This window comes from Devosia sp. XGJD_8 (assembly GCF_046614475.1).
GTDB lineage: Bacteria > Pseudomonadota > Alphaproteobacteria > Rhizobiales > Devosiaceae > Devosia.
On record NZ_JBKJHF010000001.1, the window covers coordinates 16,695 to 33,923 of the forward strand.

Sequence of the window (17,229 nt, forward strand, 5' to 3'; positions counted from 1 at the left end):
CGATCACGCCGCCGCCTTGGGGGCCAGCCTTCCGGCCATCACCCAGGTCAGCACCAGCAGGGGTATCAGCATGGCAAAGGCCGAGCGGATGCCGAAGCCCTGTGCCACGGCGCCGATCAGCACCGGCGCGCCCATATTGACGAACTGGAAGATCAGCGTCGCCGCCGCGACATTTTCCGAGGCGGGGCGGTCGCCCAGCCGGGCAGCTGCCGACAGCATCAGCGGGTAAAGCACGCAGATGCCGATGCCAACGAAGCCAAACCCCGCCAACGCCCACGGCGCGCTCGGCGACAACACCAGCAGCATCATGCCGGCAATGGCGATGCTGGCCAGCACCCGCGCCACGCCGACCGGCCCGAAGCGATCGATCCAGCGATCGGCCAGCAGCCGGCCTAGCGCCATGGTGACCAGCAGGGCCGGCAGGGCCAGCGACTCGATCCAGGCAGCAATATCGAAACTGTCGCGCAGGAAGATGATTGACCAGGCGCGCGCCGACCCTTCGGTCAGCCCCGCGCCCAGTCCGAACGCGACGAGGCCAAGCGTTGCCAGCGTGGGCCAGGCCAGCCGCCGCTTGTTGTCGCCGGCATGGGCGCGCGGTGGCGTCACCGGCATGGGTGCGACGACCAGCCAGACCAGCAGGCTGATCACAGGCACCAGCGACCACATATGGATCCAGGGCGCGACATCGAGGCCCCGCAGCGCCGCGCCCAGCAGCGACGTCACCAGGAAACCGATGCTCCAGGCACCATGACAGGTATTCATGATGCGCATGCCCGAGGCCGCCTCGATGCGGTCCGCCTCCACATTGATGGCGATATTGGTTAGCGAAAACCCGACCCCGTTCAACGCCAGCAGCAGGAACATCGCCACCGGGTTGAGGATCACCGTGACCAGCGCGGCGCTGATCGTCACCAGCGGCATCATGACGAGGATGACCAGCCGCGGGTTGAAACGCTCGATGATGCGGCTCGAGAACAGGAACATGGCCAGCCCGCCCAGGGGCTGGCCGATCAGCACCAGCCCGAGCTGGGCTTCGCTGAGGCCGATCAGCAGCTGGATGTCGGGAATGCGCGTATGGATGGCGCCGAGCGCCAGGGCATGCACGAAGAACAGCGCGACGACGCGCCAGCGGACAATGGGCATGGAACTCACTTCGGACCGGGGTCCATCAGAATATGGATGCGGTCTGCGCCCAGCCGGGCCAGCTTGAGCATCAGCGCCTTGCGCCGCGCGGGGGGCAGGGGCGTATCCGGGCTGTCGCGCAAGATGGCTCCGTCATGCCCGTCCGCCACGATCAGCCCCTCCCTCTCGGGAAAGATCTCTCCATCCAGCTCAGGTGGCTTGGCAAAGAAGAACTTGTCGGAAAATTCGCGATATTCCGGCCATTTGCGATCCACCTGGAAGTCGATCAGGCTCGACTTGATCTCGATGATCCAGATCTCCCCCTTGGGGCCCACCGCCAGCACATCGGCGCGCCGCCCATTGGCCAGCGGCACTTCGGCATAGCAGGCCATGTCATGCCGCTCGCGCAGCATGCGCATCACCCCGCGCTGCACCCGCAAGGCGGTTGCCGATTGGCGCAGGTCGACGATGGGCGGCAGGTCGGTCATGGCTCAGCCGAGTGGCGTTGCCGGTTCGGGCGGCAGGCCGGCTGGCGTCGCCACCGCGCGCGTGCCCAGCGCCCGGCTCGCAATCAGCCCCGCCAGGATCACCGGCAGCACCACGAGATAGGAATTGCGGATACCCAGATACTCGGCAACGAAGCCGAGCAAAGGCGGGGCAAGGAAGAAGACGATGAATGTCACCTGTCCCAGGGCCGCGACATTGACCGCGCTGGGCCGGTCGGTGCGCTGGGCCGCCGCCGATACCGCCAGGGGATAGACAGCCGAACAGCCAATGCCCATCAGGGTAAAGCCTGTCAGCGCCACCCATGGCGCGGGCGCCAGGCCCACGGCAAGCGCACCGAGCGCCGCCAGCGCCAATAGGCTCATGGCCGTGTGCCGCGGCCCGAAGCGCGCCACGATCGGATCGGCCATCAGGCGTGTCGCTGCCATGAAGCCGGAAAACAGCGTCAGCCCCAGCCCGCCGATGAACGGCTCCACGGCAAAGACGTCACGCATATAGATGGCCGACCAGTCGATGCCGGCCCCCTCGACGAGGAAAGCGGCAATGCCGATCATGCAGAGCGGCAAGAGGCCCCAATGCGGGAAGGCGATGCGCGGCGTGTCCCCGGTATGCATGTTGGGGCGGTGCGGCGCATTGACCATGCCGCTCATCATCCAGATGCCGACAACAAACACCACGGCCACCGCGAGCAGCATATGCAGCTGCGTCGACAGCCCGGCCTGGCGCAGGGTGGCGCCCAGAAGCGCCGTCACGAAAAAGCCCAGGCTCCACGAGCCATGCGCCCGGTTCATGTAGTGCCGGCCATACTGGGCTTCCAGCCGGTCGGTCTCCACATTGAGGTTGATCTCCAGTGCACCGGCCAGCAGCCCGGCGAGGAACAGCCCGGCAAACACCCATTCCGCCGAGGGCAGCCAGGGCAGCACGGCATAGATCGTGGCGGTGCCCAGCACGGTGATGAAGGCGGTGGCGCGCGCGCCCAGATATTCGATCAGCGGGGCCGAAAACGTCAGCGAAATCAGCGAGCCGATCGACATGCCGATAATGGTCAGGCCCAGCTGGCTATGCGAGACTCCCAGCTGCACCTGCAGGTCGGGCAGGCGCGACAGCAGGGCGCCGAGCGAGAAGGCGAACAGAAAAAAGCACGCATAGATGCGGTATTGCGGAGCGATTGTCATTCGGCGGCCACCGTCTTTGCCTTGCGACGCGGCCCGAGCGCATCAGCGAAGATCAGGCCCAGGATCACCAGCGGAATGCCGATGCCGAAGGCCCAGCGAATGCCGAAATGCTCGGCGACATAGCCCAGCAGGGGCGGCCCCAGCAGGAAGGACACAAAGGAAATCTGCGCCAGCGAGGCCACATTGACCGCTGCCGGTCGGTCGGTGCGCTGCGCCGCGGCCGACATGGCGAGCGGGAAGAGGGCGCTGGTCCCGACCCCGATCAGGGCCAGCCCGACATAGGCCAGCCACTGTAGCGGCGCGAAGAAGACCAGCACCGTGCCGATGCCCAGAATGGTCAGCAGGCCCCGCGCCACCACGACCGGGCTCCAGCGCTCGACGAAGCTGTCGGCAAAGAATCGCGTCACCGCCTGCGCCCCGGCGCCCAGCGCCACGGCAAAGCCGGCCCAGAACGGCGCGGCGCTGAAAATGTCGCGCATATAGATGGCCGACCAGTCGATGCCGGCGCCTTCGAGGATCATTGCGGGCAGGCAGACCAGCACCAGGACCATGATGGAAAGCGTCGGCCGGGCAAAGCGCGGCGACGCATCGGTGCTGCCGCCGGCGCGGTGTTCGGCCGGCTGGAAGCGGCCGAGAAACACCAGCGTGGCCAAGGTGATGACCGGGATCATGATGGCCAGGTGCACCTGCGGCGAGATGCCCGCCTGGGCTACGAAGGACCCCACCATGCCGGCCGAAAAGAAGCCGAAGCTCCAGAAGGCATGGGCGCGGTTCATGATGCGGCGGCCGATGGCATGCTCGACCCGGTCGGCCTCGAGATTGATGATCAGCTCGATGCAGCCGATGGTGATGCCCACCGGCATCAGCAGCAGGAAGAAGGTCAGCGGCGTCGGCGCCCAGACGGCGATGGCATAGAGCACCGACAGCAGCGGCAGGGCGGCCAGCAGGGTGCGGCGATAGCCGATACGCTCGATGATCGGGCCGGCAAAGGTCAGCGAGATCAGCGTGCCCAGGGCAGCGCCGACCAGCGACAGGCCCAAGGCCCCTTCGCCCACGCCCATGAAACTCTGGATGGCTGGCAGGCGGGGATAGAGGCTGCCCATGCAAAACGAATAAATGAAAAACGCCCCAAACACTTTGATCTGGGGCGGCAAATTGATGCCGAACGACATGGCTGAGTCTACTCGCGAAAACCGTGCCTCAAACTAGGCCAAAATCCGCCGCCGGGAAATAGAGGCCGGAAACGATTTCCGTCGATTCCTGCAACGTTGCATTTCTGTCGCAGGGCAGGTCCGTCAGCCCCGCGGAACCTCGCCCCGGAACAGCGCGCCATGCCTTTGCATCAAAGCGGTGATTCGCTCGCCCACTGCCCGCACCGAGGGGTCGTGGCGCTCCTCATGGTGGCTCACCAGCCACTGGTCGGTTTCCAGCTCCTTGATCGGCGTAGCGACGCGCACGAGGCGCGGATCGCTGTCGCCGACAAAGCAGGGAAACACCGACAGCCCCGCGCCATTGGCCACCAGTTCGCGCACGCTCATGGCGTCGTGCCCGCTGACGGCGATGCGGTCGCCATGGCGCGCCTGCATCCAGCGGGCGGAATGGGTCTGGCCTCCTTCGCCCGCCACGCCAACGAAATAGCCGGCCTTGATGCCGTTGATCAGGTTGACGCCCGAATAGATGGCATAGGCCACCCGGCCGATCAGTCGCCCGGCCAGCCATTGCTCGGTCGGACGCTGGTTGCGGATGCCCAGATCGGCATGGCGCCGGCCGATATCGACCTTCTGGTTGGCCGTCACCAGTTCAAGCCCGAACCGGTCCTCCACCGTCCAGATCGTGCCGATATGGCTGGCCACGAAGGCCGAAGTCCATGATCCGGCCGACAGGCGCACCACCCGCTCGCCCAGGGCGCCTTCTTTCCAGCGCCTCAGCGACAGCATGGCCGCCTCGACATCCTCGGCGCGCGCCAGCAGGTCCTCGCCGGCCGGGGTAAGCTGGTAGCCGGTCTGGCTGCGGTGAAACAGCGGCTCGCCGAGCTGGCGTTCCAGCGCCGTGATGCGCCGGCCCAGTGTCGCCGCGCTCAGCCCGGTTGTCGCGGTGGCGGCGCTGAGCCCGCCCAGCCGCGCCACGTCGAGAAAGAGCCGCAGGTCGTCCCAGCTGAAGTCCATTTTTCATTTCTGCAAAGGGCATTGCGATCTCGACTATAGCGAAAGCCCAGCAAAATGAGCAAGTCTTGCCCTGTCGACGCCAGGGCTGCGTCGGCGGGCCAAGCCGATACCGCCAGACCTGAAAACCGGAAACGCCGCGTTTCCGCATGGGGCCGGCTTTGCCCTGTTGCCAAGGAGCATTGCCATGTTTGAACCCCTGATCCGCAAATTCGTTGACTGGCGCCTGCGCCGCCTCACCATTCACAAGCTGCACAGCCTCGACGATCGGCTGCTTGCCGATCTCGGCACGCGGCGCGACGAGATCGACCGCTTCGTTGCCGGCCTCGACATCTGCCGCTGAACCCTCGGCCCAAGGAGACCATCATGAAGACCAATACACTCGGCAGCTTCGGCCCCGTCAGCCGCCTGACCCTGGGCGGTGGCGGCATCGGCCAGGTCTGGGGCCCGACCTCGGAAGACGATGCGGTGGCCACCCTGCGCCATGCCGTCGATCAGGGCATCGACCTCATCGACGCCGCACCCGGCTACAAGATCTGCGAAGCCATGATCGGCCGGGCCTTCGAGGGACGATTGCCGGCCGGCGTGCGGGTCACCACCAAATATTCGCTCGGCACCGTGCCGGCCGCCGAGGTCTATGACCGGTTCCGCACCTCCCTGCAGGCCAGCCTCAAGGCCATGCGCCTCAAGCGCGTCGACATGTTCCTGCTGCACAGCGAAATCCGGCCCGATGACTTCGAATACCCCGCCGGCCAGCCGCCCCGGGATGAGCGATCCACCGCACTCTCGCTCTACCGCGAGGCGGTTCGTCCCGCCTTTGCGCGGCTGGTGCAGGAAGGGCTGATCGGCCATTGGGGCATTACCGGCATCAATCATGCCGCGGCCACCATCGACGCCCTGGCCGATGCGCCCCGACCGGCCGCCGTGCAGGCCATCGCCAATCTGCTCGACAGCCCGGGCGAAATGAACGGCACCGGCCTCGCGCCACGCCCGCGCGATGTCATCGCGGCCGCCAGGGCCGCGGGCGTCGGCGTCATGGGCGTGCGGGCAGTGCAGGCCGGTGCCCTCACCAATGCGATCGATCGCGCCGAAGATTCGCCCACCAGTGTCGACTTCGAGCGCGCCGCGCCCTATCGCGACCTCTGCCGCGCCTGGGGCGAGGACCCGGCCATCATCGCCCACCGTTATGCGCTGGGCATTGAGGGCGTCGATACGCTGGTGCTGGGCGTCAAGAATGCCGCCGAACTGGACCAGGCCTTGGAGGCAGAACGGCGCGGGCCGCTCGATCCTGCCCAACTTGCCGCCATCGAGGCATTGGGCCTGCGCTGAATGAAAAAGGGCCGCCCGGCAAGGGCGGCCCATTACGACATCGGCTGATGTCGCCGGGAGGTCAGCTCTGCGCCAGGCAGACCGAGGTCGTGCCGGCATTGCGGAAGCCGAGTTCGGTGGCCGCCGCCTTGCTCAGGTCGATGATGCGCTTGCCGTGGAACGGGCCGCGATCATTGATGGTCACGCGCACCTGCTTGCCGGTGCGCTGGTCGGTCACGGTGACCTTGGTGCCGAAGGGAAGGGAACGATGCGCCGCCGTCATGGCGTTCTCGTTGAAGGTTTCTCCCGATGCGGCCGTCTTCCCGTGGAAGCCGGGACCGTACCAGGAGGCGCCGCCGCATTGGGCATAGGCTGCAGTGGAGAAGGAGAGGAGGGCTGCAGCAACTGCGGCGACGGAAACGGCTTTTCTAATCAAGCTAGGAACTCACTTCAGTTAAGGTGAGTTGTTGATTAATGGCCGTCGCGGGCCACAATGTGCCCATACTGGCCATGACTGGCCGGCATGACCCATCTGTTGCGCCTATGCCTCAGGTTTTCCGTTCCCATTTCTGCCGTGTTGCTGAACATGTCGGGCAGATCTGAGGAAATGAATCCACTCATCGCCCGCATATCGCTCAAGCAAGCCACCGAAATCCCCGTTTCAGGATTCATCTTGCGCGCTGTGGCCGTGATGCCACGGTTCCGCTTCCAAGACGCTGAAAGCGCATTTTTATTCGCGTTCCATCAACATTTCGGGCCGCCGCATGGCCTCCCGGCACTCAATAAGGCGAGACTGTGGCCGCTGGGGCCACGTTGCTAACGCTTTACCAAGGAGTTGGGGCTCACACTCTCCGCGCTTAGGACGCGGGGCAATGCTTCTACAAACAATAGACCATCCCGGCGCGCTGCCGGCCGTCGCGGCCGCGCGGTCGGACGAGTATAACGGTATCAACAAGATCGGGCGCCTGGTGCTGCTCTGTGCCGGCGTCCTGCTGGTGACCGTGACCTTGCTCGTCGGCTCGGCCCTGCAGATCCTGCAGGCCATCGAACGCGCCGATCTCGACGCCGAGCGGTTGCGCGCCGCCAATGCCATTGATGCAATTTCCGGCCCCAACGGCCCCTTGACCGAAGCCGGGATCGACCTGCTGGCCCGCACCACCGGCCTGCGCGATGTCCATCTGTCCACCGAAGTCAGCACCGAGCGCGGCCTGCAGCAGATTCCCCTGCTGGCCGGGGAGGCGCCATCCGGCAGCTTTCTCACCTGGACGCCGACGTCCCGCGCGGACGAGCTGTTTCGCGGCTACGCCCCGATCCGCATCCCGCTGGTCGGCGGCCTGCTGCTGGTCGTCTTCCTGCTGCTGGTCAGGCTGCGGACCCTGGTCGCCGATATCGAGCGGCAGCGCCGCCTTGCCCATCATCAGTCGCGCAGCGATGTGCTGACCGGTCTGGCCAATCGGCTGGCCTTCGAGACCGCCCTGGCCGATCTCACCGCCGACGCGCGCCCCTTTGCCATCATCGCTTTCGATCTCGATGGCTTCAAGATCATCAATGACAGCTTCGGCCATGCTGCTGGCGACAATGTGCTGCGCGCGGTGGCGGACCGGCTTTCCGGCCTGCTTCATCCCGGCGAACTGCTCGCCCGCTTCGGTGGCGACGAATTCGTCCTCCTCACCACCGGCCGGCTGGACCATCTCTCCCTCTCCGACCTGGCGCGCGACTGCATCGCCCTGATCGAGGCGCCGATCGATCTTCCCGGCCTGTCCGTGCGTGTGGGCATCAGCCTCGGTCTCGTCGTGAGCACTGCGCCCCATGCCATGCCCGCCAACCTCATGGCCCAGGCCGATGCCGCGCTGTACCGGGCCAAGTCCAGCCAGGGCAGCAGCTTCCGCTTCGCCGACGACGACCTTGCCGCACGGCCCCAATTGAGCGCGTCGGCCTGATCCCATTCATCAATGAATGGCAGTCCTGCAACTATCGGCAAATGCCAGACACGCATGAATGAAGTAGCGTCCTCCAGCAGAGAAAGGAATGCTCATGTCCCATTTATCAGACGCAATCGGCCCAGTAACGCGAGACGACGCCAGCGCGATTTTGCTGCAGCGCCTTGAAGGCGGCGTCATGCTCGTGGGGGCTGTGCTTCTCTATGCCTGGCTGGGCCAGTCGTGGCTGGTCTTCGCATTGCTGTTCCTCGCGCCGGATCTGGCCATGCTCGCCTATCTGCGCTCCACGGCGCTAGGGACGCTCGCTTACAATCTGGTGCACACCTATGTCGCGCCCGCCCTGCTGGCACTGCTGGGCCTCGTCATCGGGCCCGTTGCCTTTGGCCTTGCTGCCATCTGGGTTGCCCATATCGGCATTGATCGCCTGCTGGGCTACGGCCTCAAGCATCGCTCCGGCTTCCACCAGACCCATCTCGGTCCGATCGGCAAGGGCCGCCATCGCGGTCAAGCCACGTAAGACCAGCCGGTCTCGACCGGACGCGCAGGTATGGTGGTTGCAGCTGTCAGGGCCGGGGCCTTGGCGTGAGGCCATAGAGAAACAGGTGCTCGAGATAGCGCGCCGCATCCTCGAAGCGCCCCTCGCCACCCCGGCTGGGGCCGAGCACGGCGCGCACCTGCACGTCGAAATCGGCATAATGCTGCGTCGTGGCCCAGATCGAAAAGATCAGGTGGTAGGGATCGGTCCGGGCCAGCTTGCCCTGGTCCATCCAGCCGAGCAGGATCTTGGCCTTTTCGTCGACCAGGTTCTTGAGATCGACCTCGATCATCTCGATGATGCGCGGCGCCCCCTGCAGCATTTCATTGGCAAACAGCCGGCTTTCGCGCGGATAGTCGCGCGCCATTTCCAGCTTGCGCCGGATATACGAGCGGATCTCGGGGAAGGGGTCCCCGTCGGCATTCATTTCCTGCAGCGGGGCCAGCCAGGTCTCCAGCAGCGCGGCCATCAGCCGGCGGTGGATCTCTTCCTTGCGGGGAAAGTAGTAGAGCAGGTTGGGCTTGCTCATCCCCGCCACTTCGGCGATCTGGTCGATGGTGGCGCCGCGGAAGCCATGCACCGAAAAGACCTCGAGCGCCGCCTCCAGAATGATGTCCTGCTTCTCGCGCTGGATGCGTGTCAGCGGACGCGGCTTGGCATGGGGATGTGCCGCCGCCTTGGCATCAGCCTTGTGCTGGCGCTTGGGTGTCGCGGCGACCTCGGCACTTTTCACTTTGTTCAGCGGCATTTTCGCCTTGCTAGAAAGTTTGGGAGTGCTAACATTTTTCCAACTGGTCAAAATTTCTGGACTTAACGGCCTCACGTCAAGAGCCAAACGACCGACCGGTGCAGAATCAATGGGAGCGCGACTTCGTGTCCAATTCAAATGCCGTGGTGCCGAACGATCTGAGCGCCTTCTGGATGCCCTTTACCGCGAACCGGCAGTTCAAGAAATCCCCGCGCATGTTCGTCGCTGCCAAGGACATGCACTACACCACCTCTGATGGCCGCCAGGTGCTCGACGGCACGGCTGGCCTCTGGTGCGTCAATGCCGGCCATGCAAGGCCAAGGATCGTTGAAGCCATCGCCAAACAGGTGGCCGAGCTCGATTACGCGCCCGCCTTCCAGATGGGCCATCCCAAGGCCTTCGAGCTGGCCAACCGCATTGTCGATATCGCGCCCAAGGGGCTCGACCACGTGCTGTTCACCAATTCGGGCTCCGAATCGGTCGAAACCGCCCTCAAGGTGGCTTTGGCCTATCACCGGGTGAAGGGCGAAGGCGCTCGCTCCCGGCTCATCGGCCGTGAGCGCGGCTATCATGGCGTCAATTTCGGCGGCATTTCGGTGGGCGGCATCGTCACCAACCGCAAGATGTTCGGCTCGCTGCTGACCGGCGTCGACCACATGCCCCATACCCATAACCTCGCCAGGAACGCCTTTTCCAAGGGCCTCCCCGAACATGGTGTCGATCTGGCCGATGAACTCGAGCGCATCGTCACCCTGCACGATGCCTCCACCATCGCTGCCGTCATCGTCGAGCCCGTCGCCGGCTCCACCGGTGTGCTGATCCCGCCCGCCGGCTATCTGCAGCGCCTGCGCGACATCACCAAAAAGCATGGCATCCTGTTGATCTTCGACGAGGTCATCACCGGCTTCGGGCGCCTCGGCACCCCCTTCGGCGCCGATTATTTCGGCGTCACGCCCGACATCATGGTCACCGCCAAGGGCCTGACCAATGGGGTCATCCCCATGGGCGCAGTTCTGGTTTCCTCCGAAATCCACGACGCCTTCATGCAGGGCCCGGAACACGTCATAGAGTTCTTCCACGGCTATACCTATTCGGGCAATCCGATCGCTTCGGCCGCCGGCCTTGCCACCCTCGAAACCTACAAGGAAGAGGGCCTGCTCACGCGCGGCGCCGAACTGGCCCCGGTCTGGCAGGATGCGCTCCACTCGCTCAAGGGCGAGCCTCATGTCATCGACGTGCGCAATATCGGTCTGGTCGGCGCCATCGAGCTCGAACCCATTGCCGGCCAGCCGACCAAGCGCGCCTTTTCGGCCTTCCTCAAATGCTTCGAGGATGGCTATCTGATCCGCACCACCGGCGACATCATCGCCATGTCCCCGCCGCTCATCGTCAGCGAAGCGCAGATCGGCGAACTGATCGACGGCGTGCGCGCCGCCCTGCGGAGTATCGAATAATGAACACGATCGAAAACGCCGTTGCCGGCAAGCGCTATGTCTCTTCGGGCCGCCGCGTGCCGGTCTTCAATCCGGCCACCGGCGAGGTCTCGGCCGAGCTGCCGCTTTCGACCCTGAGCGAACTGAACGACGCTGTCGCCTCGGCCAAGAAGGCGCAGGTCGCCTGGGGCAATACCCCGCCGATGAAGCGCGCCCGCGTCATGTTCAAGTTCAAGGCCTTGCTCGATCAGCATGCCGATGACCTGGCCCGCGAGATTTCCCGCGAGCATGGCAAGGTGCATGACGACGCCTTGGGCGAAGTCGCCCGTGGCATCGACTGCGTCGATTTCGCCTGCGGCATTCCCCAGCTGCTCAAGGGCGAGTTCTCGCGCAATGTCGGCCCGAGCATCGATTCCTATTCCGATCGCCAGCCCCTCGGCGTCGTCGCCGGCATCACCCCGTTCAACTTCCCGGCCATGGTGCCGATGTGGATGTATCCGGCCGCCATCGCCTGCGGCAACGCCTTCATCCTCAAGCCGTCGGAACGCGATCCCAGCGCCTCCATGCTGGCCTGGAACCTCTTCATGGAAGCCGGCCTCCCCGAGGGCATTCTCAACGTCGTCCACGGCGACAAGGAAATGGTCGACGGCATTCTCGACCATCCCGACATCAAGGCGGTCTCCTTCGTCGGTTCGACCCCGATCGCCGAATATGTCTATCAGCGCGGCACGGCGGCCGGTAAGCGCGTCCAGGCCCTGGGTGGCGCCAAGAACCACATGGTCATCCTCCCCGATGCCGATCTCGATCAGGTCGCCGATGCGCTGATGGGCGCCGGCTACGGCTCGGCCGGCGAGCGCTGCATGGCCATTTCCGTCGCCGTTCCCGTGGGCAAGGAAACCGGCGATGCGCTGGTTGCCAAGCTCAAGCCGCGCGTCGAAAGCCTCAAGATCGGCCCGGCCACCGACAAGGACGCTGAAATGGGTCCGGTGGTCACCAAGATGCACCGCGACAAGATCGTCGGTTACATCGACGCCGGTGTAGAGCAGGGGGCCGAGCTCGTGGTCGATGGCCGCGGCTTTTCGCTCCAGGGCTATGAAGGCGGCTATTATGTCGGCGGCACGCTGTTCGATCACGTCACGCCCGACATGACCATCTACAAGGAAGAGATCTTCGGCCCCGTCCTCTCGGTCGTTCGTGCCAATGACTACAATGAGGCGGTCAAGCTCATCAACGACCATGAATATGGCAATGGCACCGCCATCTTCACCCGCGACGGCGACGCTGCCCGCGAGTTTGCCGACAAGATCGAAGTGGGCATGGTCGGCATCAACGTGCCGATCCCGGTGCCGGTCGCCTACCACTCCTTCGGCGGCTGGAAGCGAAGCCTGTTCGGCGACCACTCCATCTACGGCCCCGAAGGCGTCCACTTCTACACCCGCCTCAAAACCGTCACCACCCGCTGGCCCGCCGGCATCAAGGGCGGCGCCGAGTTCTCGTTCCCCAGCGTCAAATAGGAAGCATGCCCCATGTCTGCCCCAGGAGAAAACCTTCGCATCAATGGTGATCGGCTCTGGGACAGCCTCATGGAGATGGCCAGGATTGGTCCCGGCATTGCCGGGGGCAACAACCGCCAGACGCTGACCGATGAGGACGCGGAAGGTCGCCGCCTGTTCCAGCGCTGGTGCGACGAGGCGGGCCTCACCATGGGTGTCGACCAGATGGGCACCATGTTCATGACCCGCCCGGGCACCGACCCCGATGCGCTGCCGGTCTATGTCGGCAGCCACCTCGATACCCAGCCCACCGGCGGCAAGTATGATGGTGTCCTCGGCGTCCTGGCGGGGCTCGAAGTCGTGCGCTCGCTCAACGATATGGGCATCAAGACCAGGCACCCCATCGTCGTCACCAACTGGGCCAATGAAGAGGGGGCCCGCTTCGCCCCCGCCATGCTGGCCTCCGGCGTCTTTGCCGGCATCCACACCCAGGATTACGCCTATGCCCGCAAGGATCAGGCCGGCCTGACCTATGGCGACGAACTCGCCCGCATCGGCTGGCGCGGCGAGGAAGTCGTCGGCGCCCGCAAGATGCACGCCTATTTCGAATACCACATCGAGCAGGGCCCGATCCTCGAAGCCGAAGGCAAGCAGATCGGCGTCGTCACCCACGGCCAGGGCCTGTGGTGGCTCGAATTCACCCTGACCGGCAAGGAAGCCCATACCGGCTCGACGCCGATGAACATGCGGGTGAACGCCGGCCTTGCCATGGCGCGTATCCTCGAAATGGTCCAGGCCGTTGCCATGGATCACCAGCCCGGCGCCGTCGGTGGTGTCGGCCAGATGAAGTTCGCGCCCAATTCGCGCAACGTCCTGCCCGGCACGGTGGTGTTCACCGTCGACATCCGCTCGCCGGACCTGGGCAAGCTGACATCCATGCGCCAGCAAATCGAAAGCAAAGCGCAAGAAATCTGCCAGCAATTGCGTGTTGGCTACGCCATGGAAGCGGTGGGCCATTTCGATCCCGTCGCCTTCGATCCGACCCTGGTCGCCCGCGTACGCAAGGCGGCCGAAGACCTCGGCTACAGCCACATGGACATCATCTCCGGCGCCGGCCATGACGCCTGCTGGACCAACAAGGTCGCGCCCAGCACCATGATCATGTGCCCCTGCGTTGACGGGCTGAGCCACAACGAGGCCGAGGAAATCTCCAGGGAATGGGCGGCGGCCGGCGCCGACGTGCTGTTCCATGCGGTGGTCGAAACCGCCGAAATCGTGAACTGAAGGATCAGCCATGGCCAGCAAAGTCATCAAGAACGGCACCGTCGTCACCGCCGACCTCACCTACAAGGCCGACGTCAAGATCGAGGGCGATACCATCGTCGAGATCGGCCCCAACCTCTCCGGCGACGAGACCCTGGACGCCACCGGCTGCTACATCATGCCGGGCGGCATCGATCCGCACACCCATCTCGAAATGCCCTTCATGGGCACCTATTCGGCCGACGACTTCGAATCCGGCACCCGCGCGGGCCTGTCCGGTGGCACCACCATGGTGGTCGATTTCTGCCTGCCCAGCCCCAACCAGAGCCTGCTCGAAGCGCTGCAGATGTGGGACAACAAGACCGGCAAGGCCTCTGCGGACTACAGCTTCCATATGGCCATCACCTGGTGGGGCGAGCAGGTCTTCAATGAAATGGCCGATGTCGTCGATCGCGGCATTACCAGCTTCAAGCATTTCATGGCCTATAAGGGCGCGCTGATGGTCAATGACGACGAGCTGTTCTCGTCCTTCCAGCGCTGCGCCGACCTTGGTGCCCTGCCGCTGGTGCATGCCGAAAATGGCGACGTCGTCGCTGCCATGACAGCCAAGCTCCTCGCCGAGGGCAATAATGGCCCCGAGGCCCATGCCTATTCCCGCCCGCCGGAAGTCGAGGGCGAAGCTACCAACCGCGCCATCATGATCGCCGACATGGCCGGCGTGCCGCTCTATGTCGTGCATGTCTCAAGCGAGCAGGCCCATGAAGCCATTCGCCGCGCCCGCCAGAAGGGCATGCGCGTCTATGGCGAGCCGCTGGTGCAGCATTTGACGCTGGACGAGAGTGAGTATTTCAGCCCCGATTGGGACCATGCCGCACGCCGCGTCATGTCCCCGCCGTTCCGCAACAAGAGCCACCAGGATTCCCTCTGGGCAGGCCTGCAGTCGGGCTCTCTCTCGGTTGTCGCCACCGACCATTGCGCTTTCACCACCGCGCAGAAGCGCAATGGCATTGGCGATTTCTCCAAGATACCAAATGGCACGGGTGGCCTCGAAGACCGCCTGCCGGTGCTGTGGACCGCCGGCGTCAATACCGGGCGCCTCACCATGAACGAGTTTGTCGCCGTAACCTCGACCAATATCGCCAAGATCCTCGGGCTCTATCCCAAAAAGGGTGCGGTCCTGGTCGGCGCCGACGCCGATCTCGTGGTCTGGGATCCCAAGCGGACCAAGACCATTTCGGCATCCGCCCAGCAATCGGTCATCGACTACAATGTGTTCGAAGGCTTCAAGGTCACCGGCCTGCCGCGCTTCGTGCTGAGCCGCGGCAAGGTCTCGATCGTCGAGAGCGAGGTCAAGGCCGAGCCGGGCCATGGCAAGTTCGTCAGCCGCGAGGCGAAGAACCCGGTCAACCGGGCGCTGAGCCAGTGGAAAGACATCGTCGCGCCCCGCAAGGTCGAGCGCAGCGGCATCCCGGCGACAGGGGTCTGATGGTGGCGCGACGCTGGGGGGCAGCCATGGTCATGGTGCTGGCAGGCGCTGCCAGCGCAGCAGGGGCCGAGCTGGCACTGCAGGGCAATTATGGCAATGCCGAAGGCTGCGCCTACCTCAAGACCAATACGCTCACCAATGATGCGCTCCGCTACCTGACACCACAGGGTCTTTCCTCCTATGGTTCGGGCTGCGACTTCGTCGCGGTTCATGCCGATGACCGGGGCAATCAGCTCACGCAGGGCATCTGCCACTACGAGGGCGAGGATATGCTCGGCGCCGAAAGTCACATCATCACCCCGCCCGACGCGGCGGGCGCCGTCCGCATCTTCACCGCCGACGGCGAAATCTGGGCCGAACTGGAGCCGTGTTCTTGACCACTTCCGCCGTTGTCTCCGCCCAAAATCTCGGCCTGACCTTCAAGACCAATGATGGCGATGTCGTCGCGCTCAGCGACGTCAATCTCACCATCGACAAGGGCGAATTCGTCTCCTTCATCGGGCCGTCCGGCTGCGGCAAGACCACTTTCCTGCGCACCATTGCCGATCTGGAGCGACCCACATCGGGCACGCTCACCATCAATGGCCAGACCCCGGATCAGGCGCGCAAGAGCCGGGCCTATGGCTATGTGTTCCAGGCGCCGGCGCTCTATCCCTGGCGCACCATCGAAAAGAACATCGCCCTGCCGCTCGAAATCATGGGCTATTCGCAGGCGCAACAGGCCGAGCGCATCAAGCGCACCATGGATCTCGTCAATCTCTCGGGCTTTGAGAAGAAATATCCCTGGCAGCTCTCCGGCGGCATGCAGCAGCGCGCCTCCATCGCCCGCGCTCTGGCCTTCGATGCCGACCTGTTGCTGATGGACGAGCCCTTCGGTGCGCTCGACGAAATCGTCCGCGACCACCTCAATTCCGAACTGCTCAAGCTCTGGGACCGCACGCAGAAAACCATCTGCTTCGTCACCCACTCGATCCCCGAGGCGGTTTATCTGTCGACCAAGATCGTGGTCATGTCGCCGCGCCCGGGACGCGTGACGGATATCATCGAGAGCGACCTCCCCAGGGAGCGCCCGCTCGACATCCGCGAGACCCCGGAATTCCTCGCCATCGCGGCGCGGGTACGCGAGGGGCTGCGGGCCGGGCACAGCTATGACGAGGACCACGTTTGAACCGCGTCCTCCCCATCCTCACCGTCCTTTTCGCCATCGTCGTCATCTGGTACACCGCTGCCATCGGCATGAATGCGCCCTGGCAGACCACGCTGAACACGCGCGCTGAGCTGACGGATGTGCCCTTCACCGATTTCGCCCTCCAGACCTGGGCGCAGGATCGCCCGGTCCTGCCGGCGCCGCATCAGGTGATCGGCGAAATCTGGAATGCCACGGTGGCGCTCGAGTTCAACTCGCGGCGCTCGCTCGCCTATCACGGCTGGATCACCCTCTCCTCGACGCTGCTCGGCTTCGTCCTCGGCACGGCGCTGGGCGTCGCCCTGGCCGTCGTCATCGTGCACAATGAAGCGGCCAATCGCTCGCTGATGCCTTGGATCATTGCCAGCCAGACCATTCCGATTCTCGCCATCGCGCCCATGGTCGTGGTCGGGCTGGGGGCGGTCGGCATTACCGGCACAGTGCCGCGCGCGCTGATCTCGATGTATCTTTCCTTCTTCCCAGTCGTGGTCGGCATGGTCAAAGGGCTGCGCTCGCCCGAGGCCATTCAGCTCGATTTGATGCGCACCTATGATGCGACGACTTGGCAAACCTTCTGGAAACTGCGCTGGCCTGCGGCCATGCCGATGCTTTTCGCCTCCATGAAGGTGGGCATCGCCATCTCGCTGATCGGCGCGGTGGTCAGCGAATTGTCCAATGCCGCCGGCGGTGGCCTCGGCGTGCGCCTGCTCACCGGCTCCTATAATGGCCAGACCATCCAGATCTGGGCGGCCCTGTTCATCGCCGCGGCCCTGGCCGCCGTGCTGGTCATGATCGTCGGCGCCGCCGAAAGGGTCGTCAATACCCGCATGGGAGCGCGCCCATGAGCCAGCTGCAGTTCTTCCTCGCCCTTGTC

Annotated in this window: 18 protein-coding genes; 11 read left to right on the plus strand and 7 right to left on the minus strand. The window is 64.7% G+C overall.

Going from position 1 to position 17,229, the window contains the following annotated elements; translation table 11 throughout:
• Positions 1 to 3 precede the first annotated feature (3 nt).
• The 5 genes from ACLI1C_RS00080 to ACLI1C_RS00100 form a co-directional block, all read right to left on the minus strand.
• Positions 4 to 1,143 carry an MFS transporter gene (locus tag ACLI1C_RS00080; RefSeq protein WP_411394817.1) on the minus strand — a complete coding sequence of 380 codons (1,140 nt, stop codon included), beginning with the start codon at positions 1,141 to 1,143 and terminating at the stop codon, positions 4 to 6.
• Positions 1,144 to 1,148: 5 nt separating this feature from the next.
• The gene (locus ACLI1C_RS00085) at positions 1,149 to 1,610 is read right to left on the minus strand and encodes an MmcB family DNA repair protein (protein WP_411394818.1); all 462 of its coding nucleotides are present in this window, start codon (positions 1,608 to 1,610) and stop codon (positions 1,149 to 1,151) included.
• A 3-nt stretch (positions 1,611 to 1,613) separates the two neighbouring features.
• Entirely contained in the window at positions 1,614 to 2,801 is a 1,188-nt protein-coding gene (locus tag ACLI1C_RS00090) for an MFS transporter (RefSeq protein WP_411394819.1), read from the minus strand.
• On the minus strand, positions 2,798 to 3,973 hold the full coding sequence (locus tag ACLI1C_RS00095) for an MFS transporter (RefSeq protein WP_411394820.1): 1,176 nt from the start codon (positions 3,971 to 3,973) through the stop codon (positions 2,798 to 2,800). Before ACLI1C_RS00095 ends, ACLI1C_RS00090 begins: the two co-directional genes overlap by 4 nt.
• 123 nt (positions 3,974 to 4,096) lie before the next feature.
• Positions 4,097 to 4,966: a LysR family transcriptional regulator gene (locus tag ACLI1C_RS00100; protein ID WP_411394821.1), complete on the minus strand. Its 870-nt coding sequence runs from the start codon at positions 4,964 to 4,966 to the stop codon at positions 4,097 to 4,099.
• Positions 4,967 to 5,150: 184 nt separating this feature from the next.
• Here ACLI1C_RS00100 and ACLI1C_RS00105 point away from each other — a divergent pair, with 184 nt between their 5' ends.
• Both ACLI1C_RS00105 and ACLI1C_RS00110 read left to right on the plus strand, forming a co-directional pair.
• Positions 5,151 to 5,306, plus strand: a complete 156-nt coding sequence (locus tag ACLI1C_RS00105) for a DUF1127 domain-containing protein (protein WP_411394822.1) — start codon at positions 5,151 to 5,153, stop codon at positions 5,304 to 5,306.
• Between the two features lie 23 nt (positions 5,307 to 5,329).
• A complete protein-coding gene (locus ACLI1C_RS00110; RefSeq protein ID WP_411394823.1) occupies positions 5,330 to 6,292 on the plus strand; it encodes an aldo/keto reductase in 963 nt (320 codons plus the stop codon).
• 61 nt (positions 6,293 to 6,353) lie between these two features.
• Here ACLI1C_RS00110 and ACLI1C_RS00115 read toward each other — a convergent pair whose 3' ends face one another.
• On the minus strand, positions 6,354 to 6,707 hold the full coding sequence (locus tag ACLI1C_RS00115) for a septal ring lytic transglycosylase RlpA family protein (protein ID WP_411394824.1): 354 nt from the start codon (positions 6,705 to 6,707) through the stop codon (positions 6,354 to 6,356).
• A gap of 436 nt (positions 6,708 to 7,143) precedes the next feature.
• Between ACLI1C_RS00115 and ACLI1C_RS00120 the strand changes: the two genes are divergently transcribed.
• Both ACLI1C_RS00120 and ACLI1C_RS00125 read left to right on the plus strand, forming a co-directional pair.
• Positions 7,144 to 8,211 carry a diguanylate cyclase domain-containing protein gene (locus ACLI1C_RS00120; protein ID WP_411394825.1) on the plus strand — a complete coding sequence of 356 codons (1,068 nt, stop codon included), beginning with the start codon at positions 7,144 to 7,146 and terminating at the stop codon, positions 8,209 to 8,211.
• A gap of 94 nt (positions 8,212 to 8,305) precedes the next feature.
• Entirely contained in the window at positions 8,306 to 8,728 is a 423-nt protein-coding gene (locus ACLI1C_RS00125; RefSeq protein WP_411394826.1) for a DUF4260 domain-containing protein, read from the plus strand.
• Positions 8,729 to 8,774: 46 nt separating this feature from the next.
• On the opposite strand, the gene ACLI1C_RS00130 is transcribed toward ACLI1C_RS00125, so the two are convergent.
• On the minus strand, positions 8,775 to 9,494 hold the full coding sequence (locus ACLI1C_RS00130; RefSeq protein ID WP_411394827.1) for a TetR family transcriptional regulator C-terminal domain-containing protein: 720 nt from the start codon (positions 9,492 to 9,494) through the stop codon (positions 8,775 to 8,777).
• 173 nt (positions 9,495 to 9,667) lie between these two features.
• Between ACLI1C_RS00130 and ACLI1C_RS00135 the strand changes: the two genes are divergently transcribed.
• From ACLI1C_RS00135 to ACLI1C_RS00165, 7 genes are read left to right on the plus strand one after another with little or no spacing between them, the layout of a single operon-like run.
• Positions 9,668 to 10,948, plus strand: a complete 1,281-nt coding sequence (locus ACLI1C_RS00135) for an aspartate aminotransferase family protein (RefSeq protein ID WP_411398168.1) — start codon at positions 9,668 to 9,670, stop codon at positions 10,946 to 10,948.
• Positions 10,948 to 12,441 (plus strand): CoA-acylating methylmalonate-semialdehyde dehydrogenase, encoded by a 1,494-nt coding sequence (locus ACLI1C_RS00140; protein ID WP_411394828.1) that lies wholly within the window; start codon positions 10,948 to 10,950, stop codon positions 12,439 to 12,441. The genes ACLI1C_RS00135 and ACLI1C_RS00140 overlap by 1 nt, the downstream gene beginning before the upstream one ends.
• Before the next feature lie 12 nt (positions 12,442 to 12,453).
• Positions 12,454 to 13,704 carry a Zn-dependent hydrolase gene (locus ACLI1C_RS00145; RefSeq protein WP_411394829.1) on the plus strand — a complete coding sequence of 417 codons (1,251 nt, stop codon included), beginning with the start codon at positions 12,454 to 12,456 and terminating at the stop codon, positions 13,702 to 13,704.
• 10 nt (positions 13,705 to 13,714) lie between these two features.
• The gene (gene hydA, locus ACLI1C_RS00150; RefSeq protein ID WP_411394830.1) at positions 13,715 to 15,169 is read left to right on the plus strand and encodes a dihydropyrimidinase; all 1,455 of its coding nucleotides are present in this window, start codon (positions 13,715 to 13,717) and stop codon (positions 15,167 to 15,169) included.
• Positions 15,169 to 15,546, plus strand: a complete 378-nt coding sequence (locus ACLI1C_RS00155) for a hypothetical protein (protein WP_411394831.1) — start codon at positions 15,169 to 15,171, stop codon at positions 15,544 to 15,546. Before hydA ends, ACLI1C_RS00155 begins: the two co-directional genes overlap by 1 nt.
• Positions 15,543 to 16,337, plus strand: coding sequence for an ABC transporter ATP-binding protein (locus tag ACLI1C_RS00160; protein WP_411394832.1), 795 nt, complete (start codon positions 15,543 to 15,545; stop codon positions 16,335 to 16,337). The genes ACLI1C_RS00155 and ACLI1C_RS00160 overlap by 4 nt, the downstream gene beginning before the upstream one ends.
• Positions 16,334 to 17,200, plus strand: coding sequence for an ABC transporter permease (locus ACLI1C_RS00165; RefSeq protein ID WP_411394833.1), 867 nt, complete (start codon positions 16,334 to 16,336; stop codon positions 17,198 to 17,200). Before ACLI1C_RS00160 ends, ACLI1C_RS00165 begins: the two co-directional genes overlap by 4 nt.
• Positions 17,201 to 17,229 lie beyond the last annotated feature (29 nt).